Origin of the sequence: Labrenzia sp. PHM005, from assembly GCF_006517275.1 — a bacterium.
Lineage (GTDB): Bacteria > Pseudomonadota > Alphaproteobacteria > Rhizobiales > Stappiaceae > Roseibium.
The window spans coordinates 2,002,757-2,027,829 of record NZ_CP041191.1 but is presented as its reverse complement, the minus strand read 5'-3'; the positions used below and the strand labels follow the sequence as shown (position 1 = coordinate 2,027,829).

General features: G+C 55.1%; 22 protein-coding genes. 9 read left to right on the top strand and 13 right to left on the bottom strand.

Translation table 11 applies throughout. From position 1 onward, the window contains the following. Positions 1-52 precede the first annotated feature (52 nt). The 8 genes from FJ695_RS09205 to FJ695_RS09170 all read right to left on the bottom strand — a co-directional run bounded on the left by FJ695_RS09205 (position 53) and on the right by FJ695_RS09170 (position 9,765). A complete protein-coding gene (locus tag FJ695_RS09205; protein ID WP_141185162.1) occupies positions 53-1,345 on the bottom strand; it encodes an amidohydrolase family protein in 1,293 nt (430 codons plus the stop codon). Between the two features lie 13 nt (positions 1,346-1,358). Then, a complete protein-coding gene (locus tag FJ695_RS09200) occupies positions 1,359-2,303 on the bottom strand; it encodes an ABC transporter permease (RefSeq protein ID WP_209010986.1) in 945 nt (314 codons plus the stop codon). Then, positions 2,300-3,382, bottom strand: coding sequence for an ABC transporter permease (locus FJ695_RS09195; RefSeq protein WP_141185161.1), 1,083 nt, complete (start codon positions 3,380-3,382; stop codon positions 2,300-2,302). Before FJ695_RS09195 ends, FJ695_RS09200 begins: the two co-directional genes overlap by 4 nt. Continuing rightward, positions 3,379-4,926: an ABC transporter ATP-binding protein gene (locus FJ695_RS09190; protein ID WP_141185160.1), complete on the bottom strand. Its 1,548-nt coding sequence runs from the start codon at positions 4,924-4,926 to the stop codon at positions 3,379-3,381. Before FJ695_RS09190 ends, FJ695_RS09195 begins: the two co-directional genes overlap by 4 nt. Before the next feature lie 103 nt (positions 4,927-5,029). After that, positions 5,030-6,037, bottom strand: coding sequence for a BMP family protein (locus tag FJ695_RS09185; RefSeq protein WP_141185159.1), 1,008 nt, complete (start codon positions 6,035-6,037; stop codon positions 5,030-5,032). Between the two features lie 223 nt (positions 6,038-6,260). Further along, positions 6,261-7,202 (bottom strand): hypothetical protein, encoded by a 942-nt coding sequence (locus FJ695_RS09180; RefSeq protein WP_168206304.1) that lies wholly within the window; start codon positions 7,200-7,202, stop codon positions 6,261-6,263. 154 nt (positions 7,203-7,356) lie between these two features. After that, the gene (locus FJ695_RS09175) at positions 7,357-8,817 is read right to left on the bottom strand and encodes a VWA domain-containing protein (RefSeq protein ID WP_141185158.1); all 1,461 of its coding nucleotides are present in this window, start codon (positions 8,815-8,817) and stop codon (positions 7,357-7,359) included. A gap of 132 nt (positions 8,818-8,949) precedes the next feature. Further along, positions 8,950-9,765 (bottom strand): hypothetical protein, encoded by an 816-nt coding sequence (locus FJ695_RS09170; protein WP_141185157.1) that lies wholly within the window; start codon positions 9,763-9,765, stop codon positions 8,950-8,952. Between the two features lie 138 nt (positions 9,766-9,903). Between FJ695_RS09170 and FJ695_RS09165 the strand changes: the two genes are divergently transcribed. After that, positions 9,904-11,538, top strand: a complete 1,635-nt coding sequence (locus FJ695_RS09165; protein ID WP_168206302.1) for an alpha/beta fold hydrolase — start codon at positions 9,904-9,906, stop codon at positions 11,536-11,538. Here FJ695_RS09165 and kduI read toward each other — a convergent pair. Both kduI and FJ695_RS09155 read right to left on the bottom strand, forming a co-directional pair. Then, on the bottom strand, positions 11,498-12,328 hold the full coding sequence (gene kduI / locus FJ695_RS09160; RefSeq protein WP_141185155.1) for a 5-dehydro-4-deoxy-D-glucuronate isomerase: 831 nt from the start codon (positions 12,326-12,328) through the stop codon (positions 11,498-11,500). The two genes, FJ695_RS09165 and kduI, sit on opposite strands and share 41 nt — an antisense overlap. A 47-nt stretch (positions 12,329-12,375) precedes the next feature. Then, entirely contained in the window at positions 12,376-13,182 is an 807-nt protein-coding gene (locus tag FJ695_RS09155; RefSeq protein ID WP_209010985.1) for a GntR family transcriptional regulator, read from the bottom strand. Positions 13,183-13,330: 148 nt separating this feature from the next. Here FJ695_RS09155 and FJ695_RS09150 point away from each other — a divergent pair, with 148 nt between their 5' ends. The 4 genes from FJ695_RS09150 to FJ695_RS09135 are packed head-to-tail and all read left to right on the top strand — an operon-like array spanning position 13,331 to position 17,027. Continuing rightward, complete coding sequence (locus tag FJ695_RS09150; protein WP_141185154.1) at positions 13,331-14,299, top strand: sialic acid TRAP transporter substrate-binding protein SiaP; 969 nt, start codon at positions 13,331-13,333, stop codon at positions 14,297-14,299. A gap of 24 nt (positions 14,300-14,323) precedes the next feature. Beyond that, on the top strand, positions 14,324-14,944 hold the full coding sequence (locus tag FJ695_RS09145) for a TRAP transporter small permease (protein WP_209010984.1): 621 nt from the start codon (positions 14,324-14,326) through the stop codon (positions 14,942-14,944). A 16-nt stretch (positions 14,945-14,960) separates the two neighbouring features. After that, positions 14,961-16,238: a TRAP transporter large permease gene (locus FJ695_RS09140; RefSeq protein ID WP_141185153.1), complete on the top strand. Its 1,278-nt coding sequence runs from the start codon at positions 14,961-14,963 to the stop codon at positions 16,236-16,238. A gap of 21 nt (positions 16,239-16,259) precedes the next feature. Next, positions 16,260-17,027: an SDR family oxidoreductase gene (locus tag FJ695_RS09135; RefSeq protein WP_141185152.1), complete on the top strand. Its 768-nt coding sequence runs from the start codon at positions 16,260-16,262 to the stop codon at positions 17,025-17,027. 279 nt (positions 17,028-17,306) lie between these two features. On the opposite strand, the gene FJ695_RS09130 is transcribed toward FJ695_RS09135, so the two are convergent. From FJ695_RS09130 to FJ695_RS09120, 3 genes are all read right to left on the bottom strand, one after another. Further along, the gene (locus FJ695_RS09130) at positions 17,307-18,266 is read right to left on the bottom strand and encodes a TAXI family TRAP transporter solute-binding subunit (RefSeq protein WP_371708989.1); all 960 of its coding nucleotides are present in this window, start codon (positions 18,264-18,266) and stop codon (positions 17,307-17,309) included. 122 nt (positions 18,267-18,388) lie between these two features. Then, entirely contained in the window at positions 18,389-19,411 is a 1,023-nt protein-coding gene (locus FJ695_RS09125; protein WP_209010983.1) for a D-cysteine desulfhydrase family protein, read from the bottom strand. Positions 19,412-19,416: 5 nt separating this feature from the next. Continuing rightward, positions 19,417-20,145, bottom strand: coding sequence for a TSUP family transporter (locus tag FJ695_RS09120; RefSeq protein ID WP_141185150.1), 729 nt, complete (start codon positions 20,143-20,145; stop codon positions 19,417-19,419). Positions 20,146-20,245: 100 nt separating this feature from the next. Here FJ695_RS09120 and FJ695_RS09115 point away from each other — a divergent pair, with 100 nt between their 5' ends. From FJ695_RS09115 to FJ695_RS09100, 4 genes are all read left to right on the top strand, one after another. Beyond that, the gene (locus tag FJ695_RS09115) at positions 20,246-21,127 is read left to right on the top strand and encodes a LysR family transcriptional regulator (protein WP_256370150.1); all 882 of its coding nucleotides are present in this window, start codon (positions 20,246-20,248) and stop codon (positions 21,125-21,127) included. Between the two features lie 339 nt (positions 21,128-21,466). Beyond that, positions 21,467-22,387 carry a sugar ABC transporter substrate-binding protein gene (locus tag FJ695_RS09110; protein ID WP_141185148.1) on the top strand — a complete coding sequence of 307 codons (921 nt, stop codon included), beginning with the start codon at positions 21,467-21,469 and terminating at the stop codon, positions 22,385-22,387. Between the two features lie 87 nt (positions 22,388-22,474). Next, a complete protein-coding gene (locus FJ695_RS09105; RefSeq protein WP_141185147.1) occupies positions 22,475-24,043 on the top strand; it encodes a sugar ABC transporter ATP-binding protein in 1,569 nt (522 codons plus the stop codon). Continuing rightward, positions 24,040-25,038 carry an ABC transporter permease gene (locus FJ695_RS09100; RefSeq protein WP_141185146.1) on the top strand — a complete coding sequence of 333 codons (999 nt, stop codon included), beginning with the start codon at positions 24,040-24,042 and terminating at the stop codon, positions 25,036-25,038. The genes FJ695_RS09105 and FJ695_RS09100 overlap by 4 nt, the downstream gene beginning before the upstream one ends. Positions 25,039-25,073: the final 35 nt, after the last annotated feature.

Here is a 25,073-nt window from a genome sequence, read left to right as displayed (position 1 = left end):
AAGGCACGTAAATTTATCATCCCTAATTGGCAGTGGATCTTACCGAAAGGTCTCAGTTTCCCGTTGGAGCATAATCTGCTGGGTCAACCACAGCGGGACGGCCATCGATCGCCAGTTGCGTTTGCCGAGGTTCAGCCGTCGCAATCACCTTGCCGGATTTCACCACGGCGAGCCGGTTGGCTTTCAGTCGGATCGCTTCGATAGTGTCTCGAGCCTGCAGCAAAACGAAGTCCGCCTTGCAGCCTACTTCAAGACCATAGCCCTCAAGACCCATGGCTTTTGCCGGGTGACTGGTAACACATTCAAAACAATAACGGATCGCCTCCCGGCTGGTCATCTGGGCCACATGCAGCCCCATACTGGCGACTTCCAGCATGTCGCCGGAACCCATGGAGTACCAGGGATCCATCACACAGTCATGGCCGAAGGCGACATTGATGCCGTAGGACCGCATTTCCGGGACGCGGGTCTGACCCCGCCGTTTCGGATAGGTGTCGTGACGCCCTTGAAGGGTGATATTGATCAGGGGATTGGCGATTGCATGAACTTCCGCTTCTGCAATGAGCGGCAGAAGCTTGGACACATAATAATTGTCCATGGAATGCATCGAGGTCAGATGGGATCCGGCCACCCGTCCCTGCAGCCCCAAACGTTGAGTCTCATAGGCAAGGGTCTCAATATGCCGCGACATCGGATCGTCGGTCTCATCGCAGTGCATGTCGACCATCAGGCCGCGTTCAGCTGCGATCTCGCACAGGCGGCGGACGGATTTCGCACCATCGTCCATGGTGCGCTCAAAATGTGGGATACCTCCGACAATATCGACACCCATATCGAGCGCTTTCAGAAGGTTCTTTTCTGCGTTCGGTGAGCGGAACAGGCCGTCCTGCGGAAAGGCGACAAGCTGCAGATCGATGTAATCCTTTACCTTCTCACGGACTTCCAGAAGCCCCTGCACACCCGTGAGTTTGTCATCACAGACATCCACGTGGGTGCGGATCGCGAGAAGGCCTTGAGAGACAGCGAGGTCACAATACTTCAACGCCCGCTCAACCACAGCCTCAACAGTCAGGATTTCCTTCAGCTCCCCCCAAAGCGCAATGCCTTCCAACAGGGTGCCGCTCTGGTTCATGCGCGGCAGGCCAAGCGAAAGAGTGGCATCCATATGAAAATGACTGTCGACAAACGGCGGAGAGACCAGTTTTCCGCCAGCATCAATCACCTTGCCGGCATCTGCCGTGATGCCCGCCTCAACAGCGGCGATCACACTGTCCTGACAAGCAATATCCACCCCGGTTCTGCCATCGGGCAGATTTGCGTTTTTGATGAGAAGGTCAAAGCTCATGAAGAAACACCTGTCAGCGTTGGCCGCGGAAATAGGGAACCAGTAGCGCGCGTGGATAGTCGGCTTTGCGGGCCACTACAATCAGCGCAAGGATCGAGAGAATATACGGCATCATCAGGAACACTTGGCCAGGAATGAAGCTGCCGACTTCGGTTTGTAATCGCACTTGGAAAGCATCAAAAGCGCCAAACAGAAGGGCCCCTATTAGAGCCTTGCCAGGCCGCCAGGAGGCAAACACCGTCAAGGCGATGCAGATCCAGCCCCGGCCGTTGACCATGCCGAAGAAGAAGGCATCGAAAGCAGACATCGTCAGGAACGCTCCGCCGAGCGCCATGATGGAGGATCCCACGACGACAGCCCCAATCCGCAGACCATAAACGGAAAGCCCCTGGGATTCGACCGCTGACGGATTGTCGCCAACAGCCTGGATCGCAAGACCCAATGGTGTGCGATAGAGCACATAGGCTGTTGCCAGAACCAGGATCAGCGCCAGAAACGTCAATGACGTCTGCTGGAAAAGAGCGGGCCCAATGAACGGCAGTTCGGACAAGACCGGAATATCGAGTGGTTTGAAAGCTTCGATCCGTGGCGGCGAAGACACATCCGGCAGAGCAGTCCGGTAGATGAAATAGCTGAGGGAGGTTGCAAACAACGTCACCCCGATCCCGGAGACGTGCTGCGACAAACCCAGCGGCACGGTCAAAATGGCGTGGATCAAGCCAAAGAACCCGCCCGCGAGTGCGGCCACCAAAACACCACCCCAGAGCCCAGCACCAAGCCAGACTGCCATCCAGCCGGCCATCGCCCCCGCGGTAAAGATGCCTTCAATGCCGAGATTGAGAACACCGGCGCGTTCACAGATCAGCGCACCAATCACTCCGAAGATCAGCGGCGTTGCGATCCGCAAGGCCGCTGCCCAGAAATTCGCAGAGACAAGAATGTCGAGGATCTCGATCATTTCGCGGCCTCCTTTGCGTGCGGCGCGCCGACAAAGCGGATCTTGAACCTCAAAAACAGTCCGGACACGAGCACACACAACAGCGCCATCGCAACGATCAGATCAGCAAGATAGTTCGACACTCCGGTTGCCCGCGACATGGAATCGGCGCCGACAAAAATGCTGGCAATGAACAGCGCAGAAAAGACAACGCCGATGGGCGATAGGCCTGCCAGCATGGCAACGACAATCCCGGAATAACCAAAGCCAGGGGACAGGTCTGCGGTCAGATAACCCTTGAGACCTGCGACTTCCCCAACACCGGCAAGACCGGCTAGCGCGCCAGAGAGCAGCCCCACACGAATGAAAGTCGCTGTTACCGGAATGCCTGCATGGCGGGCTGCGGCTGCATTTTCACCTACTGCGCGGATTTCAAAACCCCAGACCGTGCGTTTTAAAAGGAAATAGACACCCAGCGACGCGACGAGTGCGATCACCAAACCCCAGTGAATGCGCATGCGGGCCATGAGCTTCGGCAAAGCCGCTTCATCCAGAATGGGCTCAGATTGCGGCCAGCCCATTCCCATCGGGTCTTTCATTGGGCCTTCCAGCATCATCTGGACGAAGAGCAGTATGACGAAGTTCAACAAAAGCGTGGTGACAACCTCATCGACTCCGAGCCGCGTTTTCAGAAGCGTCGGCCCAAGCATAACCAGCCCGCCGGTCAAGGCTCCCGCAACGATGACCGTGGGAATAAGCACATAAGACGGTCCGGAGATCAGACCCGTCCCGACCGCAACGGCTGCCAATGCACCCGCATAAAGCTGGCCTTCAGCGCCGATGTTCCAGAGTTTTGCCCGGAACGCGACGGCCGCCGCCAATCCGGTGAGGATTAAGGGAGTTGCCCTTGTCAGCATCTCGGTAAAGGCGAATGCAGATCCGAATGCACCTTTGACCATCAAACCATAAGCTTCAAAAACGGACAGACCGGCGAACAGCATTGGAATCGCCGCCAGAATGAGCGCTGCAACAGCAGCCGCGACCGTCACCCCAACAACCTTGGAGACGGCAACCGGGCCTCTGGGTTCAAAACGGATCATGCTGCTTCTTCCCCATCATGTCCGGCCATACGCAGACCCAGTTTGCCACGGTCGAGCGTTTCGGTTGGTTCAGCTTCAGACAAATGTCCGCGGTGGATCACGGCTATCCGATCCGACAGGCGCATAAGTTCATCCAAGTCTTCGGAAATGAGAATGACACCAGCCCCGCGCGCCCGCGCAGCCAGCAGTCGTTTGTGGACATCAGAGGTCGCTCCGACATCCAGTCCGCGCGACGGCTGTGCCGCCAGAACGACCTTCGGCTGAGTTTCCAACGTTCGTGCCAGAACGATTTTCTGGATGTTGCCGCCGGAGAGCAGCCGGGCGGGACTGGTCTCGCTCTGACAGCGGATGTCATAGGCCTTGATAAGATCCTTGGCCCGCTCCCGCATGGCGGTAAACCGGAGCATCCCGAATTTCTGGTTTTCAGGTTTGCGGATCGCTTCAATGGCGAGGTTTTCAGAGACCGTCATCGCGCCAACGATGCCATCGTGATGGCGATCCTCAGGGATACGTGCAAGGCCGGTGTCGATCATCGTGCGCGGACTGGCCTGAGCCAAGTCCTCACCATCGAGGACGACTGTGCCCATCTCGACGGTTTCCAAACCGGAGATCACCCGCGCCAGTTTTGTTTGGCCATTGCCCGATACGCCGGCGATTCCAAGAATTTCGCCGGACAGAAGTTCAAGGGAAACATTCGAAATCACGTCTCGGCCATGACCGGCTGAAACCTCTTTGAGGGCAAACAGTGGCGCGCCGCGCGTTCCGGGCTCGCGCACGGTTTCGGTAATCTCGTGGCCTACCATCAGTTCAGCGAGCTGGCGCTGGGAACATTCTGATGTCGGTAAATCTGCCACTTTCCGGCCGCCGCGTAGAACCGCGATCCGATGCGAAGATGCCATGACCTCCGCGAGTTTGTGCGAGATGAAGATGATTCCGAGACCATCCTTCGCCAGCTTGGTCAGTGTTGCAAATAAGGTGTCAGATTCTTGTGGCGTGAGCACCGCGGTCGGCTCATCCAAAACCAGAACCCTCGCATCACGGTAAAGGGCTTTCAGGATTTCAACCCGTTGCTTTTCACCGACAGAAAGTTGCGAAATACGGGTATCCAGATTGACCGTCAATCCGGATCGTTGCATCAGGTCTTCAAGTTTCTTTCGAGCAGGCGCTCGGGCGGATTTGATCGCCGCCAACGGTTCGGTGCCAAGCAGAATGTTATCGAAGGCGCTGAGGTTCTCCGCCAGCGTGAAATGCTGGTGAACCATGCCGATGCCGGCATCCAACGCCGCGTGCGGAGATCCGGGTTCAAGTTCCTTAAGATCTTCACCGCCTGAGTGCACCAGAACTTGTCCTTCATCGGCCACGTAGTGCCCGAAAAGAATGTTCATGAGGGTGGTTTTTCCGGCGCCGTTTTCACCAAGCAGGGCCAGAATTTCGCCTTGCCTCAAATCAAGCGAAACATCGCCGTTGGCGGTCAAGGCGCCAAAGCGTTTGGTGATGCCGTCGAGCCTTAAAAGGACGGGTGCATCTGCTGCGGGCGGCGCCATGCCAACCTCCGGAAAATCAGATGATTAAACTGCGCCAAAGGACCTGGCGTATGCTAGGAAAACCGGCGGCTCGGAAGCCGCCAGTGAGATCTGAAGACTCCAATTACATGGTCGACTTCGGTTCGCTGTCATTGACATTGACGCGGAACAGGCCGCCGAGAATTTCCTGTTCCTTGGCCTTTGCGGCCGCAACAGCCTCTGCAGATGCTAGACCTTCATCAACCAGGAAGCTGCCACCACCGTAGCCCATGAAGCTGTAGGGGCCATAGTCTGCAGGCTCGAACTCGTCCGCCACAACAGCGGCAATTGCCTTGTCGATGGTCGGCTCCATGTGCCAAAGCGCAGACGACAGGATGGTGCCCGGATAATCGGCAGCGGTGTCGATCACATTGCCAATGGCCAGAATGCCCTTTTCCTTGGCTGCATCAGACACACCAAACCGCTCGGCGTAGAGAATGTCTGCGCCCTTATCGATCATTGCAAAGGCAGATTCTTTCGCCTTAGGCGGGTCGTACCAGGAGTTGATGAAGGTCACCAGGAACTTGACGTCCGGATTGACCGAAGTGGCACCATCCATGAAGGCGTGCATCAAGCGGTTCACCTCCGGGATCGCGTAACCGCCGACCATGCCAATGACATTGGATTTCGTGGTGGCGCCAGCAATCATGCCTGAGAGATAGCTCGGTTCGTGGATCCAGTTGTCAAAAACGGAGAAATTCGGCTTGGCCGCACCAAAGGACGAGCCCATCAGGAAGGCTGTTTCCGGGTATTCCGCGGCAACCTTGCGTGCTGCACGCTCCACTGCAAAAGCTTCACCAACGACCAGATCCATGCCTTGTTCAGCATATTCGCGCATGACGCGTTCATAGTCGGTGTTCGCGACATTTTCAGAGAAGGTGTAGGTGATGTCACCGCGTTCTGCGGCGGCTTTAAGCGCCTTGTCGATACGGCTCACCCATTGCTGCTCGACCGGAACGGTGTAGATCGCAGCAACCTTGATCGGATCTGCGGCCTCAGCAGAAGAAAGCGGAAACGTGGCGGCGGCTGTGACAGCCATGGCAGCCGCCAACAGGCCCCTGCGGACCTTTGAGAACGGTTTAACAGTGAACATCTGGAACCCCTGTAAAGTAATTTTACGGATAAAGATGACCACAGATCCGGCGTGCTCACAAGTTATGCAAGACCAGATTCAGCAAAAATTTTGAACAAACGGGCAAATTTGTAGCGTGTTTTATGGGCGTTCGCCGCGGATAGAATTGGAAAGCCGACAAAGTCACTCGATACTTTGCCGGCAAAAAACCTATTCAGTTAGAACAATCAGCTCTGAAAGCGCCTCAGCTTATAGGGCGACTCACCGCACCAGTAAGAATGCCCTCTGTCTCTTTCACTGTTCCTTCCGGAAGCTGCTCGGGGTGAAGGACCAGGATATAGAGCATGGTGAAATAGAAGCTCTTGGCGCAGATCACGGCCGCCTTGATGATGGCATCCAAGGTAAAGCTCAGCGACAAAAGCGCGAAGGATGGCAAGAGATTGACTGAAACGGCATCAAATTGCGCCTGGAACATCACAGGCAAGTTGTCGGCAAAAAAATATCCTACGGCTCCGCCGCCGATGAGTGCGGTAAATATCCCACCGGCAAAAACGGCAGATGCAACACCGCCCAGAAGATCAATCCCAAGCACGCCAACAAGTGTTTCGGGGACATGATCACGAAGCGATTTCAAGCGGGTAACAAGTGTCTTGATGGATGCATTCTCAACAACGATCCCGGATATCCCGAAATTGGAAATCAGATCCCAAACCTCTGCAACCGCAAACAAAATGAGTGCCATTAAGAACCCAAACACTCCATCACTTTTGCTGTCCGACGCCTTCCTAACAAATGCTCCGACCACGCCAATAAACAACAGCGAAAACAAGTTGCGCACCATGGTGTAAGCCACTCCGGGCCAGCTGATCCGGCCAAGCATCAAGGTGTCCCGCGCCATCCGTGACATTGCCGCCTGAAGGAAGGTTTGAATGATGATTTCGCAAGGAAGATAGATCATGGCAATCAGCATGAGCGGGAAAGCCTGATCCCAATCCTGCGTCACAAATCCGAGATATAGGAGATACAAAAGAAGGTAGGCCCGGACAGCCTTCAAAACGAACAGAAGCAGAAACGGGATTGTCGCAGCCCATCCGTTTTTAAGAACGGATAGAGACGCTGTTATCAGGCGGCTGATACGCGCACCGCTTGGTCCGAACATTGAAATTAGAGAGGCAACAAAATCCAAGTGGAAACTCCGCTTGTCTATCGAAATGGAATGATTGAGATCGATTGTCGTTGATTGCTTAAGGCATTAGGGGTGCCACTGCCGAAGCAGCCCTGCCCTCATACCCATTTGGATGCAGTCAAGACGTGATGCGGATCACCACTTTCACAGGTCTCTATTCAACGGTGACCGTCAAAGTCTGTACGATCCTGTCATGCGCGGCAAAGAAGTAGCGCAGTTCATATTCTCCCGGCTGGTCTGGCACAGGGATCGACAGCGGATTGCCTTCGCCTGTTTCCGCCATGGTCACAATATGCGGCAATGGCTCTCCGGGAAGTGCAAAAGCAATGTAATCCTTGGGATTGCTGGTCCCGTTCCAAAGAACATTGATGGTGCTTCCCGCCGCTGCCGTTTTGGGCGCCTTCATCGACAAGGACACGTCCTCAACGGTCACCGGAATTTTGGTCAGGATCTTCCGTGGATCGGTATTGGCGATGTAGCGGAGCTCATAGTCGCCAGGTTTGGACGGCATCCGTAGCGTGGCATTAGGGCCTTCCGACACGTCGAAATAATTGATGAAATGCGGAAGCACATCGTCTTTGACGGCAATGTCGACATAATCGCCGCTGTTCGCAGGTCCGGTCCAGCTCACCTCGAGAGTATCGCCTGCCGTTGCCGTGTCCGCAGCTGAAAGACTGGCAGAAACCTCCGTTACCTCAAACGGGGCGCGGGCGATGATGGTTCTGGCATCGGCATCAACATAAACCAGTTCATGTTGACCGATTTCCGGCGTCACCTTTATCTCCAGTGGGTTCCCCACCTTAACGTCTTTTTGACTGGCAAAGACCTCACCGTCACCATTCAACAAGATGGCAACATAATCGCCCCTATCAGCAGGCCCCTCCCAAGCAACGGATATGACGGAGCCTGCAGCAGCTTGGCTCGGGCCGCTGATGCTTGCTAACTGGGGCTCAGGGTCTGGTGCCGGCTCAGGCAAGGGGGCTGCTGCGGTCACCTGCGTCAAGGCATCTGCCAGGCCCGCCGCACTGTCCGCATTCAGATATTTACCGCCGGTTTCTTTTGCCAAACATTGCAGTTGTTCGCGGGTTTTGGCCTCCGCAATATCGAAACCGACCACGTGCACAGTAAAATCAATTCCGGTTTTTTCCAGTTCACGGCCGACCGCACATGGATCGAGATTGCAGGTCTCTTCCCCATCAGACACCAGAACGACCGTTGCTTTTTCTTCCGTATGGCGCAGTTCTTTGGCGGCCTGCAGCACGGCCGCTGAAAGTGGTGTTTTGCCCTTTGGCTTGATTTGGTTGACGCCTTTAATGATGGCCTCACGGCTATCTTTTGAGGGTTGGATCAGGCTTTCAATGTCGCCGCAATCGCCTTTCCGCCGGTGGCCATAGACGGTCAGGCCCAGTTCAATTTCACCCGGCAATTTCCGAACCAGGTCACTAATGACATTCTGCGCGATGGAGATCTTTGGCGTGCCGTCAATTTGCCCCCACATGGATCCTGAGGCATCCAGCACCAAGGTTGTCCGGGGCGCTTCGGCCGCGGCAACCGGAAAAGCAAAGCTCAGCGTCGTGAGCAGGCCGATCAACTGGCATCTAGTTAAAACATTCATTTGGTATCTCCTCCGCGACTTCCACGGGTTCAAAAATTCGATGTATCCGTGCCCGGGAGCGTGCTAACGGGCTGTGGTGTGCTCCCGGGCACTTGATCCAGATCTTCAAATCATCCTTGTTGAGGATGCGGCCTAATTGCCGACCCGGACCCAACGGTTGACGGTTTTGACGGAACAGGTATCGCCGCCCAATGCCGCAGCCGCTTCTTGCGGAATAACCACCTTCATACGGACGGTGTGCTCGATTTCGCTGTCTCCCAACACTTTCAACAGCCAGACCAGTTTTGAGCCTTGCCCGCCATCAACCGGCAATTGGGAGAACACCTCCTTCATGGCTTCGGTCTGCCAGTTGCCTTCACCAATGGATTGCCAGGAGACATTCATGATTTCGGTCATCGGCAATTGATTTGGATGAAAGGGCGCCTTCAGTTTCAGATGCCGAGGCGCTCCAAATTGCGCTATGTTGTTAGCCATCGACTGCGTGAAGGCCGCTTGCATCATGGGCGGGCAGACTTCGACCTCTGGAGTTCCGGACTTGAGTTGCCAGAGTCCGCTGCGCGGCTGCGGCCCGGAGGATAATTCTTCAAATACTTTGATCTCCTCGGCGGGCAAATCGCCGGTATCGATGGGAAGATCGTCAGGCGCGCAATAATCGGGGCCAAAATACCGGTACCCTTGTGTGTCTCCGCCAACTACAAAGACTGCTTCCCCAATCCGATCCCGAGTCATCCAGTAACCAGCCCCATCGCTCTCATCGATCACCAGGACATGACCTTTGCCGGGCGACTTGCCATGCTTTTGCATCATGTCGGCCAGTTCCGTGTCACTCGGTATCTTGTAATCCGATTTCTGCCCCTCGCGCATGGTCACAATGGGCGTATTGCACTCCGCAAGGGCAAGCGTTGGAACGAATAGAAAAGTTGCTGAAAAAAGCAGTAAAAATCGCATCAAAAAGGTAGACCTTCTACATCCAAAAAACTCCGGATTTTTGCGTATAGGCGGAATGGTCTGGATTGGCATGCCCAATATTGGTTATATGAGCCGTTCGCCCACATGACGCTGCGTTTCGGTTGTGAAAAATCTCTTATGAATCAGTATTCGGACTTTATCAGCTCCATTTATTCCACCGCTTTCAATGTCCAGAATTTCGACCGGCTGATCACCCTTTCAGAACAAACGTTGAGCAGCGAAACCGCGCATAATGCTGAGCTCCAAGCTTTGCGCCGCGAATGCGAAAAACACGTCATCGAAGCCGAAAAGCTTCTGGATCAGTTGCCAACTGCCCCGGATGAGGATCTGCAAAAACCGGTCTTTTTCGTCACGCCGAACGGCAAGTTCGAAAACCCAAATGAAATTGCCCGGAATTTGCTCAAAATTACGCATGGAGACGAGCTGGCCGCCCGGCCTGATCGTGATGCCTTTGAGAATGGGCGCAACAATATCCCATCTGATGCAGATCGCCATATTGCCGCAATCCGGTTACGCCAAGACGGTACCGGCAAACCGGTGATCCTGATCCCGGATGCTCCAGCTCCAGACGGCCGCGTCCGGTATGTTGGGCTGGATGCAATCTGGCACGGCACCGCAGAAAAAGCTGTGCAGGCGCTCTATGGTCTGACGCCTTCCGAAGCTGAAGTTCTTGGATTGCTGATGAGTGGATATGCCCCCACTGAAGTTGCCGATTCAAGAGACCGGTCGGTGGAAACCATCCGCCAGCAAATCAAGGCCATCACACAAAAACTGCATGCCAAGGGCCTGCAAGAAGCGATCCACCTGGCCCGCGCAGTTGCAGTGTCTTGCCAGCCAGCTCAAACGTCTCCGGAATTGGACCGCCGGCGCAGCCTGATCCTTCAAGATGGCCGCACGCTTGATTTCCATGAACAAGGATCTCCAACCGGCCACCCTGTTATTTTTCTTCATGGCTGCCTTGGAGGCAATCGTCTTCCGCAAGGAGCCGATCAGGCATTAAAGGCCGCCGGCATTCGGCTGATCGCACCAGCCCGTCCCTGGCATGGACAATCCAGTGGTCATCTTGCGCTTTTGAATGATCCGGGCCTTTATGCGAAGGATCTACTGGCTTTGGCCGATCATCTCGGCATCAGCCGGTTTTCGCTTCTAACGTATGATACGGGATCGATATTTGCATTGACTGGCGCGCAGGTTTTATCAGACAGGCTGGCGTCCATTGTCTGTACCGCCGCTCAGCCGCCGATGCGCAGTTTTTCCGACTTTGCATCAGCGCCCCAGCAGCACCGGATCTTTGCCATTCTTGCCCGCACATCCGTGCCGGTGCTGCGGTATCTGTCGCTGCTCGGCGACCGGAAACTGAAAAAGGAGGGCCGGGATCGGTTTCCCGAAACGATCTTTACCGGTTCTGAGGCCGATCTTGCAGCCTGCCGCGATGACGAGGTTTTGGACCTGATGTGGACCGGTCATCATTTCCACGTTGAAAATGGGTCCGACAGCTTCATCAACGACTGCCGGTTTATCGCATCGAACTGGAGCGAGAATCTTCAGAAACCGGCGTGCCCGGTTCACTTCCTGCACGGCACAAATGACGTGTCCATCCATGCCGACCGGATAAGCGTTCTGGCTACAAAGTTGAGAGCAAAGACAACCTGGATAGAAGGCGCCGGACACGCCCTCCCCTTAAGTCATTGGAAGCCGGTTGTTGATGCGCTTATCGAAGATCTTTCATCGCGACAAAATCCATGTCGGTGAAGTCCTGATTATCGCCAGCCATCGACCAGATGAAGCTGTAACGGCCAGTGCCGGCACCTGAATGGATCGACCAGCCCGGCGACAACACAGCCTGTTTCTCCTTCATGACCAGATGCCGGGTTTCCGTTGGCTCTCCCATGAAATGGAAGACACGGGTTTCCTCGTTCATATCGAAATAGAGGTAGACTTCCGACCGGCGGTCGTGGGTGTGGCACGGCATGGTGTTCCAAACGCTGCCATCCAGGATCGTTGTGATGCCCATGACCAGTTGGCAGCTTTTGCAGACATCCGGATGAATATACTGGCGCAAGATCCGGACATTGGCATCAGATGACGCGCCGAGCTCCAAACAGTTCGCATCGTCTTCGGTGATTTTCATCGCCGGAAAGGCGTGATGAGCCGGTGTGCTAATGAAATAAAACTCTGCCGGATCATCGGCAGTTGCACTGGAGAAGATGACAGAAACCGTGCCCATCGGCAGATAGAGGCACTCGCGTGACGCCAGTTCATAACTGCTGCCATCAGCTTCGATCGTGCCGGCCGCCCCAATGTTGATGATACCGATTTCCCGGCGGTCCAAAAAATTCTCAGACCCAATTTGTTTATTAGATTCAAGCTGAAGAGCGCCTGCAATCGGCACAACACCGCCAACAACAGTCCGGTCCAGATGGCTGTAGGCCATTGAGATCTTTCCGTGAGCAAACAGGTCTTCAACCAGAAAATTTGCGCGCAATTGATTTGTGTCGAACCCTTTGGCTTCCAAAGGGCTGCAGACCTGACGAACGTCCATGTTTGAAGTCTCCAGCAGTGATCAAACCGCTTTGCAGCGGCGGTGAGTTATATTTTCAAAAGCTCTGAGGGGTCACAGTCGTAGATGAAGTAATCCGGATGCGCGGCAACCACCGTTTCGATGTGCAATTGAAGTCCGGACAAGTGGGTTTCGATTGCCTTCACAGCCAAGTCCGAGTCCCCCGCCTCAATCGCATCTACTACCGCAGTATGTTCATCGATAATCAGCTTCAGGCGGCCTTCTTCGGGTAGAGTAAGACGGCGGAACCGATCGAGCTGCAACTTGACTTGCTGCACAAGGCGCCACAGGCCCGGCAGTTGACCAACACCGGCAAGCTGTTCGTGAAACCGCTCATCCGACTTATGGAAGAGTTCCCGGTCGCCAGTTGCCGCCAGCTCTTTGTGCTCTTCAAGTATGACGCGCAATGACAAAACCTGACTGCGGGTCGCCAGCTTGGCCGCTGCGCGGGCGGTCATTCCTTCAAGTGCCCGTCGAGCCAATACAGCTTCTGGAAGCGCTGAGACCGGAATTCTGGCAACGAATGTTCCTGATTTTGGAACAACCTCCACCAGGCCTTCCCGTGCTAGCCTTTGAATGGCCTCACGTACTGGGGTGCGGCTGACCCCTGCTTCAGCCGCCAATTCCGGTTCGGATATTGGTGCCCCCGGCAGCAGCTCCATCGTTGTAATCCGATCCAGCAGCCTTTGATATTGAACCTGCGCAAGGGTCTTAGCGCCGCCTGCCGGGTAGCGGATTTGCGATGTCGGCGGGGCGTTGGGCGCCCTTTTTCGCCGCGCTTCTCCTTTTGCTTCCAAGCCTTCGTCAGTCATATCGCCTCGTGCACTTCGTTTCATGGACACGCCCAAACAGCAGATTTCTGCCGAAAATCATAGGGGCTTGCCAAATCTGATAACTTGTATATTAGATATTCTAGTTGAAATCAACGGCCGGAATTCTGCGAGATCGGTTTTGCAGCTTCCGGTGATTTGGGAGGACTTAGGAATGTCACTACGCAATTTTGCATCGGCGCTTGCCGTAAGCTTTTCAGCTCTGGCCGCCACAGGGACGGCACTCGCCGCCGAATTGAAGTGGGCGCATGTTTATGAAACCGGCTCGGCCTATCACGAGGTTGCCGAATGGGCGGCAGAGGAAGTGGCCAAGCGCACAGATGGCCGGGTGGAGATCAAAGTGTTTCCGGCATCATCCCTTGGCAAGGAAGTCGAGATCAACGAAGGCCTTGGCATTGGCGCGGTGGACATCATCTACACCGGCCCGAGCTTCGTGGAACGGTATTACGGCCCGATCGCGATTTCAGATTATCCCTTCATCATGCGCGGCTGGAACCACTGGCTGAAGTACCGTGAGAGCGACCTCTTCTCCGAACTGTCCGCGGGCTACAACGACGCGACCGGCAACCACGTTCTCGGACTGGTTTATTACGGTCAGCGCCATGTGACTTCGAACAAACCGATCCTGACGCCGGCGGATATGAAAGGACTGAAGATCCGTGTTCCAAATTCCCCGCTGATGCTGATGTTCCCAAATGCGGTGGATGCCAACCCGACGCCAATGGCCTTTTCCGAAGTTTATCTCGCGCTCCAGCAAGGCGTGGTCGATGCGCAGGAAAATCCGCTGCCAACGATCAAGTTCAAGAAGTTCTATGAGGTTCAGTCCAACATCAACTTGACCGGCCACATCCTGAACTCCCTCCTGGTGATTGCGTCCGACCACGCTCTGTCCCAGCTTGCCGATGATGAAGCTGCGGTCCGGGAAATCCTGGACGAGGCAGCCATGAAAGCCTCCCGGACGATTTACCAGTCTGAACAAGAGCTTGTCGCCTGGTTCACGGAACAAGGCATTACCGTCAACGAAGTGGATCAAAAACCGTTCCAGGATGCGGTCCGCCCTCTGCTGACCGGTGACGGTGTACCCTATACGATGGAGCACTTCGAGCGTCTTGGCGCTCTCTAAGAAAACAGTGCAGGACACAAGCAGATGAGTATGACTCATGAACAGGATGGAGGCGCCGCCGAGGCGCTCCCTGACAGTGGTTCAAATGGGGCAGCGGCTTCACCCCCACCGGAAATCACGTTCGCCGATACCGGCACGGACATCTCGGATTTCGGCATTGCCGACTTACCCGGCCTAATCGCCATCTGGGCACTGGCGGCCATCGTGTTCCTGCAGTTTTTTACCAGATACGTTCTCAATGACAGCCTGGCCTGGACGGAGGAAATCGCCCGTTACATGCTGATCGTAGTCGGTTTTTTTGGCGGCATCTCCGTGACCCGCAAGGGCACGCACATCTTTCTAGAGTTCTTCTACCGGTATCTGAGCCCAAAAGCCGGCAAGTGGCTCGCGGTTGCGATGGAATTGCTGTCGACGCTGTTCTTTGGGTATCTCGCCTATCTCGCAGTTCTGCTCGCCCAAAAGACCCGGACCAAAATGGCCTCGGTCGAGATCCCGAAAAGCCTGCTTTATTGGTCCGTCTGTGCAGCTCTGGCCATCATGGCCGTTTATTCCGCGCTCTGGCTCATCCGCAAAGTCCGGCAGCAGCCGGAAGATGTGCTGCGCGAATTAGAAGAACATTCCCTTCACGACGCGATAGATCGCTGAGAACAGGAGACTGAACATGGCTTTAGTGCTGCTGTTCGTAATATTGTTTGCCCTTTTGATTGCCGGTGCGCCGGTTGCCGTGGCACTTGGCGTTGCCTCTCTGGTGTTCATCATGATGTCTGGCCTGCCGGATGTCGTGGTGCTGCACAACATGGTCAACGGCATCAACTCTTTCCCGTTGATCGCCGTGCCCTTCTTCATCATGGCCGGGCACCTGATGAATTCCGCTGGGATCACCTCCCGCATCTTTGCTTTTGCCCGGGCAACGGTCGGCTGGATGTATGGCGGTCTCGGCCACGTGAATGTCGGCGCCAGTGTTGTCTTTGCTGGCATGTCGGGTGCGGCGGTGGCCGATGCCGGCGGGCTCGGCAACATTGAAATCAAGGCCATGCGCGAGGCCGGCTACGACACGGATTTTTCCGTTGGTGTCACAGCAGCCTCTTCGACCATCGGGCCAATCATTCCGCCCTCCCTGCCGCTTGTCGTTTACGGGGTGATCTCCGACACGTCGATCGGCCAGCTTTTTGCGGCTGGGCTCATTCCCGGCCTCATCATGGCGATGGCCCTGATGGTTATGGTCGCCTTCTACGCAAAAATCAGAAACTACCCGCGCGATGAGCGTTTCCAGGTTAAAGCTTTTATCAAAGCGCTCGGCAATGCCCTGTTGCCGCTGTTCACTCCCTTAATCATCGTCGGCGGCATTCTGACCGGTATCTTTACCCCAACCGAAGCTGCCATTGCAGCTGTGGCTTATTCAGCCTTTCTGGGGTTGGTGGTCTACCGCACGCTCAATGCCAAGCGGTTGCTCCGGGTGTCCATGGACACGGTCGAAACCACCGCGTCGATCATGCTGATCGTGGCCGCGTCAGCAATCTTTGCCTGGATCCTGACGGCCAATCAGGTCGCCCAGATGTTTGCGCAAAACTTGCTGACCTTTGTTGACGGCAAGATTGCCATTCTCTTGATCATCATGCTGATCGTGCTGATTGTCGGCTGTTTTATGGAGACGCTGGCTGCAATCACCATCCTGACGCCCGTGCTGCTGCCGGTCGCCATGCAGGTTGGGGTCGATCCGGTTCACTTCGGCATCATCTTGATCCTCAACCTGATGATCGGGCTTTTGACGCCACCGGTCGGGCTGGTGCTCTACGTGCTTTCCAAGGTCTCCGATGTGCCATTTGAGCGCTGCTTTACGGCAACAGCCCCCTTCCTGATCCCTCTGGTTCTGGTGCTGCTCACCCTGACGTTTGTCCCCGAACTCTCCATGTGGCTACCGACAGCGGTTTACCGGTAACGGCCAAAACAGGTACTCTGAATGACTGATACGACATTTGATCTTTCCGGAAAAATCGCCTTGGTTTCCGGTTGCAAACGCGGTCTTGGCCGGGCGATGGCAAATGCCCTGGCCAAGGCCGGAGCCGACATCATCGGCGTCAGCGCAACACTGGACCCGAAGGGCAGCGATGTTCAAAGTGACATTAAGGCCTTAGGGCGGAACTTCACCGGCTACCAGTGCGACTTTTCCGAGAAAGATCAGGTCTTGGAGTTTGCCAATAAAGTCCGTTCTGACTTTGATCGGGTGGACATTCTGGTCAACAACTCCGGCACCATCAAACGCGCTCCAGCAGCAGAACATTCGGACGACGATTGGGATGAGGTCATCGAAGTCAATCTATCGTCGCAGTTCCGCCTGACCCGTGAAATTGGCCGAGGTATGGTTGGGCGCGGCAGCGGCAAGATCATCTTCACCGCCTCGCTCCTGAGTTTTCAGGGTGGGATTACCGTTCCAGGATATTCGGCGTCCAAAGGCGGCATTGCCCAACTGACCAAAGCGTTTGCAAATGAGTGGGCCGGACACGGTGTTAATGTGAATGCGATTGCCCCTGGGTATATCGCCACAGACAACACTCAGGCTCTGCGCGATGATCCTGTCCGCTCCAAGTCCATTCTGGACCGCATTCCGGCCGGCCGCTGGGGCAATCCGGAGGACTTGGCTGGCCCCGTCGTCTTTCTCGCTTCCGAGGCCTCCAACTACGTCCATGGGACAATCCTGACCGTCGATGGCGGCTGGATGGGGCGCTAGATGTAATCCAGTCAAAAGAAGCGCCTGGTGATTTCGGTCGGCAAATCACCGTTGAATTCACCGGGCGGGAGTTGAGGGAAGAAATCTGGAAGGTCTGCCTGAAATTGCTGGTAAAACGGATGTCAGTTCACTCAATAGATTCCAGTCCATGCCCCCGAGCCGGATTGGGCTGCAATACAATCCGGCCACAAAAGGGATTTTCGAAAACCAATTGAATGAAGTGGGATCAACTGAACCCATTTTGCCAGCAAACCAAGGCAGACCTTCTCTTCTTAGTTTTTAGTCGATGAGACCTTGCTCGCGGTAAAACTTCTCGGCGCCGGGATGCAGCGGCGCAGACAAGCTGGCCGAGACCATGTCTTGTTTGCTCAAATTGGCAAAAGCAGGATGGAATTTGCGGAATGCATCGAAGTTGTTGAAGACCGCCGAGACGAGCGCGTAGACAGCTTCATCTGACACATTGGCAGATGTCACCAAAGTCGCGCCGACCCCGAAGGTCTCCACAGCGCCATCCGTTCCGCGGTACATGCCGCCAGGAATGGTAGCGGACCGGTAGTAGGAGTTATCAGAAACAAGCTTGTCGACCGCTTCGCCTGTCACCGGAACCAGCTTGGCATCACATGTCGTGGCCGCTTCTGTGAGATTGCCTGACGGGTGTCCGGCGGTTATGACAAAGGCATCAATCTGATTGTCGCACAGCGCGCTGGACTGTTCGGCGGACCGAAGCTCCGCTGCCATTGAAAACGTGTCCATTGTCCAGCCTTTGGCGTCCATCAGAACTTCCATGGTGCCGCGCTGGCCGGATCCTGGATTGCCGACATTGACCCGCTTGCCTGCCAAATCATCAAAACTATCGATGCCGGCGTCCTTGCGTACCATCACGTTGAACGGTTCTGCATGAACAGAAAACACTGACCGCAGATGCTTGAACGGCCCCGCTTCTTTGAACTTCGATGTACCGTTATAGGCATGGAACTGCCAATCAGACTGGGCAACACCAAACTCCAACTCGCCAGCGCGGATCGTATTGATGTTGTAAACCGACCCACCGGTCGATTCCACGGTGCAGCGGACGCCTGTGTCCTTACGATTCTTGTTTACAAGCCGACAGATTGAGCCGCCGGTCGGATAATAGACCCCAGTCACACCACCGGTTCCAATGGTGACAAACTCTTCTGCGGCAACACCGGATGATAGCGTTAAGGCGGCAACAAGGGCCGGGAGTAATCTCGTTCTCATCATCGTCTCCTTCTGGAAGGTTTTGAGTGTGTCCGGCCCGTTTTCTTGTTGTTCCGGCAGTCACCTGCCGGACTTGGGTCTCGGACGAAGGACCTATCCCTATTGCGGAAAGGTCTAAGACGTCAGGCCACGTCCAGCTCCTCCTGGTACCCGAACAAGGCGGGCACACCACCGGTGTGGACCATGACAACTTTCTGGCCAGGCTTGATCCGCCCCTCCTTGAGGAGACCGAGAAGTCCGGCAAAGGTTTTGGCTGTGTAAACTGGGTCCAGGAACACCCCTTCGGTACGCGCCATCATTGTCAGCGCATCTCGTGTGAGATCACCAATACGGCCGTATCCTGGTGCAAGGGCTCCGTCCCATGTGATGATGTCCTCATCCGACAGGCCTTGCTCCAAGCCCAAGAGCCCAGCCAATTTATCGAGAACGACACGCATACGCTGGCTTTGCTGAGCCTGATCGCGGCGCACGCAAATGCCATATACATCTGCCGAAACGCCAGCCAATCGAAGACCGGTTAAAAACCCACCGTGCGTAGAACCACTGCCCGACGGAACAACAGCAATATCAAAGTCATCCAGCTGGCCCGCCAGCTCACCGGCACCAGCGACATATCCGAGCGCCCCCAAAGGCGGGTGGCCCAGGCCAAGATGTATGATGTAGGGGTTGCGCCCCTCGGCCCTTAGCTGATCTGCTTTTTCATGCAGCGCATTGTCCGCACCGGCTTCGTTTTCCCCTTCCGGAAAACTCATGTGTTCGGCGCCAAGCAATTTTGCGAGCAGGACATTTCCGGAGCGGTAATAGGCCTCGCCCATTCCGGACACCCGCTCTTCAAGCTGCAGAACGGACTTCATTCCAAGCAGCGCGGCCGCAGCTGCGGCAGAGCGGACAAAATTCGACTGGACGGCCCCGGTTATCAAGACGGTGTCGGCATTCTGCTCGACCGCTTCGCCAAAATAGAATTCCAACTGCCGCGTTTTGTTGCCACCCATACCAAGGCCGGTCAGATCATCCCGTTTGATCCAAAGATCAATATCCAGCAATTCAGACAAGCGGTTCAGCGGCTCTAAAGGTGTAGAGCCGGTCATCAGCTTTGCCCGGGAAAACTGGCCCAAATACTGATCAATTGTCTTTTTTGAAGTCACCGGTTTCACCCCAATAGATAGGCTTGGCGCACCAGGGCCACACAGGCAGCCACGGAAATCACGCAGATTGCAGTTTTGATTAGTTTTTGCGGCAGATGTTTTCCAGCGACCCGGCCAGCCAGTGCCCCAACAATGGCCGCAACAACCAATGGCGCAATGCTGGAAGGGTTGGAAACCAAAGCACCATTAAAGGCCCCGTGCAGAAGAAAAGCAGCGCCATAGCCGGCAAAAGCCACCGGCTGCACTAGGACTCGCGCTTCCTGCGCACTGCGCCCGCTAGTCAAAAGACCCAGAATGATCAAGGGGCCAGGTGTCGCCGTCCAAACCGTCGCCAATCCAGAGACACCGGAGAATGCGACGGCACCATGCCGCCCCAAGACTGGCGGCACCTGAACGAAATTCACAACAAGTCCAAAGAACAGAAACGCGGCTGTGGTCAGCAAAAGCGCGCCTTCGGAAAACAAGGAATAGACAGTCAGGCCGGCGCAAATACCCACAAAGGCGCTCAGAATAGATCTTGTGATCGTGCCCGTTTCTTGCGGCCAACTGCGCAGATCGATTGCTGCTGCCGACACCAATGTGTTCAGCAGAAGCAGCAGCGGCACAGCGGTCGTCACGCCTAAGCTGATCATCATCACCGGCGCCACGACAATGCTGAAACCGATGCCGACACCCGCCTGAAGCACGGATCCGGCAAAGACCGCAATCAGCAATGTGGACACATCCAGCAGCATCACAACTTGTCCCTCTAACGTAGGTCAGAATTACCGGACACATTGATTATTTGAAAATCATATTTCTGTATCTAATGATGTAATTTTGTTATCATTAGAAATGCGCATTTCAGCCCGCCAAATCGAACTTTTCCAAATGGCATACCGCCTGAAATCAACAAGGCGTGCTGCCGAGGCTCTTAACATCACTCAACCGGCGATCAGCCGGGCGGTAGCCGACATCGAAACGGAGATGGGCCTCGCGCTATTTGACCGAACAGGAAAGAAGTTTGAGCCAACGGCAGCCGCCCATAGTCTGCACAAAGCGGTGCAGCAGCATTACCAGGGTCTGCAACGTGTGCTAGAAGCTGCCGAGAAAATATCGACAGGAATTGGCGGCCTAATCCGCGTCGTGTCGGTTCCAGCCATTGCTGACACCAGAGTAGCGGCGTCTGCTGGAAGGCTCATGGCACGGTTCCCTGACTTGAGATTTGATGTCGATGTCATGAGCGAACAAGCCGCCCTCACTGCCCTCAGAGAAGGGAAAGCCGATTGCGCGATTATTTCCTCCGATCCAGGTGAGCCGAGCATGAAAACAACTGTGTTGGCCGATCTGAAACCGATCGCTATTTTGCCGGAAAACGACCCATTTGCGGATCTTAAAGAAATCACACCAGAGGTTCTTGCAAAGGCACCTTTGGTCATGCTCCCCGCCGACAGTCCATTCCGGCAGGTTGTGGAACGAATGCTCAGCGACGCTGGCGCATCCTTTGAGACTCGTGCAGCGGCACGCACGCAGTCTGCACTTATCTGGATGGTCAGCCAAGGCGCTGGCCGCGCCATCGTCGATGAAGAAACCCTCAACGCAACTGCCGGCGTCGATGTTATTCGTATTCCATTGCGCTCTACACTCCGCTGGCCAATCCGTGCTGTTACCGCCTCGGCCAACCAAAATGCCCCTGGACTGGCAAAACTGATCCAAGAATTGCAATTAGCTGATTAGGCCAACGCATTTTCGCCCCGGAGAAATCCGTTTCACCGGCAAATTCCACCAGCGCAGCAGCTTCGCCTTAAATTATTTTCAGAAATATTTTTCGCCCTTTCGCTCAACAACATAGAACTCAGGCAATCGGCATAAAATTTTGTTTTAACAACTCTATTTTGGCCCCAAACCATGTTTGCCCTCGTTCGGTTCCAATAGAAATTTTTGGCCCAAATATGAATGCATTCAAAAAAATGAAACGTTTCATATTGACGCTCAAAATGTGACGTGCTTTCAATATCGGGCCTGTTCATCTGCAAGTCCGGATCGAAGGGCGGCAGTCTTCTTTGGGAGGAAAACATGAAACTTTTTAAACTCGCTGCAGCCGCAGCGACCGGTCTCGCTTTGCTTGCTGGAACCGCCATGGCGGACGACAAACCAAAAGTCGGTCTGATCATGAAATCACTAGCCAATGAGTTCTTTCAGAACATGATGGCTGGCGCACAAGCGCACCAGGAAAAGCGCGGCGACTACGAACTGCTGGCTGTTGGCATGCAGAACGAAACCGACTTTGAATCACAAATCAACGCGGTCGAGAACTTCATCACACAAGGTGTCGATGCCATCGTCGTTGCGCCCGCTGATTCCCGCGCGATGGTGCGTCCGCTGAAGAAGGCGATGAAGGCCGGGATCGTTGTCGTGAACTTCGATGTGGCGCTTGACGAAGATGCCAAGAAGCAGCAGGGCGTCGAGCTGGCCTTTGTTGGCCCGGACAACCGTGGCGGCGCAAAACTGGCCGGTGATGCCCTTGGCAAGACCCTGGGTGAAGGCGGCAAAGTCGTCATCATTGAAGGCAACCCGGGCGCAGACAACGCCAACCAGCGCCGTATGGGCTTTGAAGATTCAGTTTCTGAATACAAGCTGGACCTTCTCGACAGCCGGACAGCTCATTGGGAAACAGAAGAAGCCAACACAGTCTTTTCGAACATGCTGACCGCTCATCCGGATATCCAGGGCGTGATGGCAGCAAACGACTCCATGGCAATTGGCGTGGTCAAGGCGCTTGAAAGCGCAGGTCGCAAAGACATTCTGGTTGTCGGCTTCGACAACATCCCGGCTGTCGGCCCGATGATCGAAGACGGCCGCATGCTGGCAACCGTAGATCAGTTCGGTACCGACATGGCCGCGAACTCCATTGATCTAGCGCTGGAAGTTGTCGCTGGCGGCAATGAACTCAAAGGCTGGGTCAAGACCCCGATCGAATTGGTGGCCGCTCAATAACCGGCCCCATCTGCCCCCGCTTAGGTCAGCTTAGAAGCGGGGGCACCTCTAATGACATTCTTCATCAGCTAAACGACTGGACGCATCATGGTAGCAGCGACGCACTCCGCGGCGCCAAGCCCAGCACATTCCCAGCCCTTTTTGTCCGTTGAAGGACTGAAGAAATATTTTGGCGGCGTGAAAGCCCTTGATGGCGTGAGTTTTTTCCTCGAGGAAGGCGAAGTTCATGCGCTGGTCGGCGAAAACGGCGCCGGCAAATCCACACTGATCAAAATACTGTCTGGTGTTTTTCCCTTTGACGAAGGGGATATCTCGCTCGCAGGCTCTGCCTACCGGCCGTCAACGCCGCATGAAGCAAAAGCCAATGGCGTCCAGGTTGTACACCAGGAATTCAATCTTCTAGAGCACCTTTCGATTGCCGAGAACATTTCAATTGAACATCTACCGCGCAGCCGATTTGGTTTGCTCGACCGGCAGGAACTGAACCGCCGGGCGCGAGAAGCGCTGGATGCGATCGGTCTAACGGATATCGATGTTAAGGCTCCTGTCAGCTCCTTGGGGATCGCTCACCGCCAGTTGGTCGAAATCGCCCGGGCGCTCCAGTCAAAGAGCCGCATTCTCATTCTCGATGAGCCGACGGCAACACTGACCGAACGGGAAACCAAACGCTTGTTTGATCTGGTTGCCAAGATCAAGGCGGATGGTGTGACGGTGGTCTTCGTTTCACATCACCTGGACGAGGTGTTTGAGATCTGTGACCGCGTTACGGTTTTCCGGAACGGCAAAACAATCGCGACGGATCTCATTTCAAACACCACTCCGGACGGCATCGTACAAAGAATGGTCGGGCGGCAGCTCGCCGGTGAGATGGCCCATGAAACCGAAAATCATGGTTTCGGCGAGATAGCACTGAGCGTTCACAACATCTGCACACAGGCCAATCCGTCCGAAGACGGTGTTTCATTCGACCTGCGTTACGGCGAGATCGTAGGCATCGCAGGGCTTGTTGGCGCCGGGCGCACAGAAATTTTGCGCGGAATCTTTGGGATTGATCCGCTCCGTTTTGGAAACATCAAGAGGGACGGTAAAGACGTTCGCTATGCAGGCCCGCGCGATGCCATCGCTTCCGGGATTGGTTTTGTCACCGAGGACCGCAAAGACGAAGGCCTTATCCTCGACATGCCGATTTCGGCCAATATCTCGCTTGCCAACATCAGATCAGTTTCTCAGGCCGGTTTGCTGAAGTTCGCAGCGGAAAAGCGTCAGGCGAAGGAATCTGCCGGAAGACTAAAACTGAAATACGGCGGAACCTCAGATCCGGCCTCCAGCCTGTCCGGCGGCAATCAGCAGAAGGTGGTTCTGGCCAAGTGGCTAGCCCGTGATCCGAAAGTCCTGCTGCTCGATGAACCAACCCGGGGTGTCGACGTCGGCGCCAAGGCTGAAATCTACGCTATTTTGAAAGATCTGGCCCGCAATGGCGTCGCCCTTCTGGTTGTGTCTTCCGAAATGCCAGAGTTGATGACACTGGCCGACCGCATCCTGGTGCTGGCCGAACACCAGATCCAGGGCTCACTCGAGCGGCCGGACTTTTCCGAAGAAAACATCCTGAAACTGGCCTACGGGCAAACCGATCCGGCCGGAGGAAACACACAATGACACTCCAAACAGCAAACGAAACCTTTGAAGCTCCTGCCAAGTTCTCGGTTCGAACCATTCTGCAGAATGCCGGGATCGGCCTCGCACTGCTGGCGCTCATTGTGTTCTTTTCGCTCTTCACCGAGCACTTCCTGACGCCAAACAACATCACCAATATCCTGACTCAGATCACCATCAATCTGGTTCTGGCTGTCGGCATGACGTTTGTGATCCTGATTGGCGGTATTGACCTATCGGTTGGCTCGGTCATGGCCTTTGCCGCCGTTGTTGCCGGCAAGGCCATCACCTTGCCAGGCTTTGGTCCGGCGGAAGCTATCGCCTTAGCCATTATCGCGGCTACATTGACTGGTGTTTTGTGCGGTTTCATTAACGGCGCCATCAGTGCGTATTGGGCCCTTCCCTCCTTCATCATTACCCTTGGAATGCTCAACATTGCGCGCGGTGCGGCGCTGCAAGTTTCGGATGCGCAGACGATCTATTCGTTCCCCTTCGCCTTTGAAGAATTTGGTTCGGCCATGATCTATGGCGTGCCGGTGGTCTTCTTGGTGGCTTTGGTTCTGGTCTTGGTCGCCTGGTTCATATTGAACTTCACGGTCTTCGGCCGCCTGCTTTACGGCATCGGCAACAATGAGGAGGCCGTCCGCCTCGCGGGCCATTCGGTCCAGCGCTACAAGATCGCCGCCTTCACCATTTGTGGCTTCACTGCAGGTATCGCCGCGATCGTTTATATGGCGCGCCTCAACATCTCTAGTCCTATTGCCGGGATCGGTTTTGAGCTCAATGCCATTGCGGCTGTTATCATCGGCGGCACAAGCCTCAGCGGTGGACGCGGATCAGTTATCGGCACACTTCTCGGTGCCTTTATCATCGGCGTATTGGCAAACGGCTTGATCCTGATCGGTCTCAGCGATTTCATGCGTCAGATGATCACCGGAGTGGTCATAATTTTTGCGGTGGTCCTCGATCATTACCGCGCTAAATACGCAGCGACATAAGAACGGCACCCAATCCCGGTTCCCGTAAAGACCAA

Bases quoted from the DNA above. Each gene is read 5' to 3' on its own strand.
- FJ695_RS09205 (WP_141185162.1), bottom strand. From the start codon at position 1,345: ATGAGCTTTGACCTTCTCATCAAAAACGCAAATCTGCCCGATGGCAGA.
- FJ695_RS09200 (WP_209010986.1), bottom strand. From the start codon at position 2,303: ATGATCGAGATCCTCGACATTCTTGTCTCTGCGAATTTCTGGGCAGCG.
- FJ695_RS09195 (WP_141185161.1), bottom strand. From the start codon at position 3,382: ATGATCCGTTTTGAACCCAGAGGCCCGGTTGCCGTCTCCAAGGTTGTT.
- FJ695_RS09190 (WP_141185160.1), bottom strand. From the start codon at position 4,926: ATGGCGCCGCCCGCAGCAGATGCACCCGTCCTTTTAAGGCTCGACGGC.
- FJ695_RS09185 (WP_141185159.1), bottom strand. From the start codon at position 6,037: ATGTTCACTGTTAAACCGTTCTCAAAGGTCCGCAGGGGCCTGTTGGCG.
- FJ695_RS09175 (WP_141185158.1), bottom strand. From the start codon at position 8,817: ATGAATGTTTTAACTAGATGCCAGTTGATCGGCCTGCTCACGACGCTG.
- FJ695_RS09170 (WP_141185157.1), bottom strand. From the start codon at position 9,765: ATGCGATTTTTACTGCTTTTTTCAGCAACTTTTCTATTCGTTCCAACG.
- FJ695_RS09165 (WP_168206302.1), top strand. From the start codon at position 9,904: ATGAATCAGTATTCGGACTTTATCAGCTCCATTTATTCCACCGCTTTC.
- kduI (WP_141185155.1), bottom strand. From the start codon at position 12,328: ATGGACGTTCGTCAGGTCTGCAGCCCTTTGGAAGCCAAAGGGTTCGAC.
- FJ695_RS09155 (WP_209010985.1), bottom strand. From the start codon at position 13,182: ATGAAACGAAGTGCACGAGGCGATATGACTGACGAAGGCTTGGAAGCA.
- FJ695_RS09150 (WP_141185154.1), top strand. From the start codon at position 13,331: ATGTCACTACGCAATTTTGCATCGGCGCTTGCCGTAAGCTTTTCAGCT.
- FJ695_RS09145 (WP_209010984.1), top strand. From the start codon at position 14,324: ATGAGTATGACTCATGAACAGGATGGAGGCGCCGCCGAGGCGCTCCCT.
- FJ695_RS09140 (WP_141185153.1), top strand. From the start codon at position 14,961: ATGGCTTTAGTGCTGCTGTTCGTAATATTGTTTGCCCTTTTGATTGCC.
- FJ695_RS09135 (WP_141185152.1), top strand. From the start codon at position 16,260: ATGACTGATACGACATTTGATCTTTCCGGAAAAATCGCCTTGGTTTCC.
- FJ695_RS09130 (WP_371708989.1), bottom strand. From the start codon at position 18,266: ATGAGAACGAGATTACTCCCGGCCCTTGTTGCCGCCTTAACGCTATCA.
- FJ695_RS09120 (WP_141185150.1), bottom strand. From the start codon at position 20,145: ATGCTGCTGGATGTGTCCACATTGCTGATTGCGGTCTTTGCCGGATCC.
- FJ695_RS09115 (WP_256370150.1), top strand. From the start codon at position 20,246: ATGCGCATTTCAGCCCGCCAAATCGAACTTTTCCAAATGGCATACCGC.
- FJ695_RS09110 (WP_141185148.1), top strand. From the start codon at position 21,467: ATGAAACTTTTTAAACTCGCTGCAGCCGCAGCGACCGGTCTCGCTTTG.
- FJ695_RS09105 (WP_141185147.1), top strand. From the start codon at position 22,475: ATGGTAGCAGCGACGCACTCCGCGGCGCCAAGCCCAGCACATTCCCAG.
- FJ695_RS09100 (WP_141185146.1), top strand. From the start codon at position 24,040: ATGACACTCCAAACAGCAAACGAAACCTTTGAAGCTCCTGCCAAGTTC.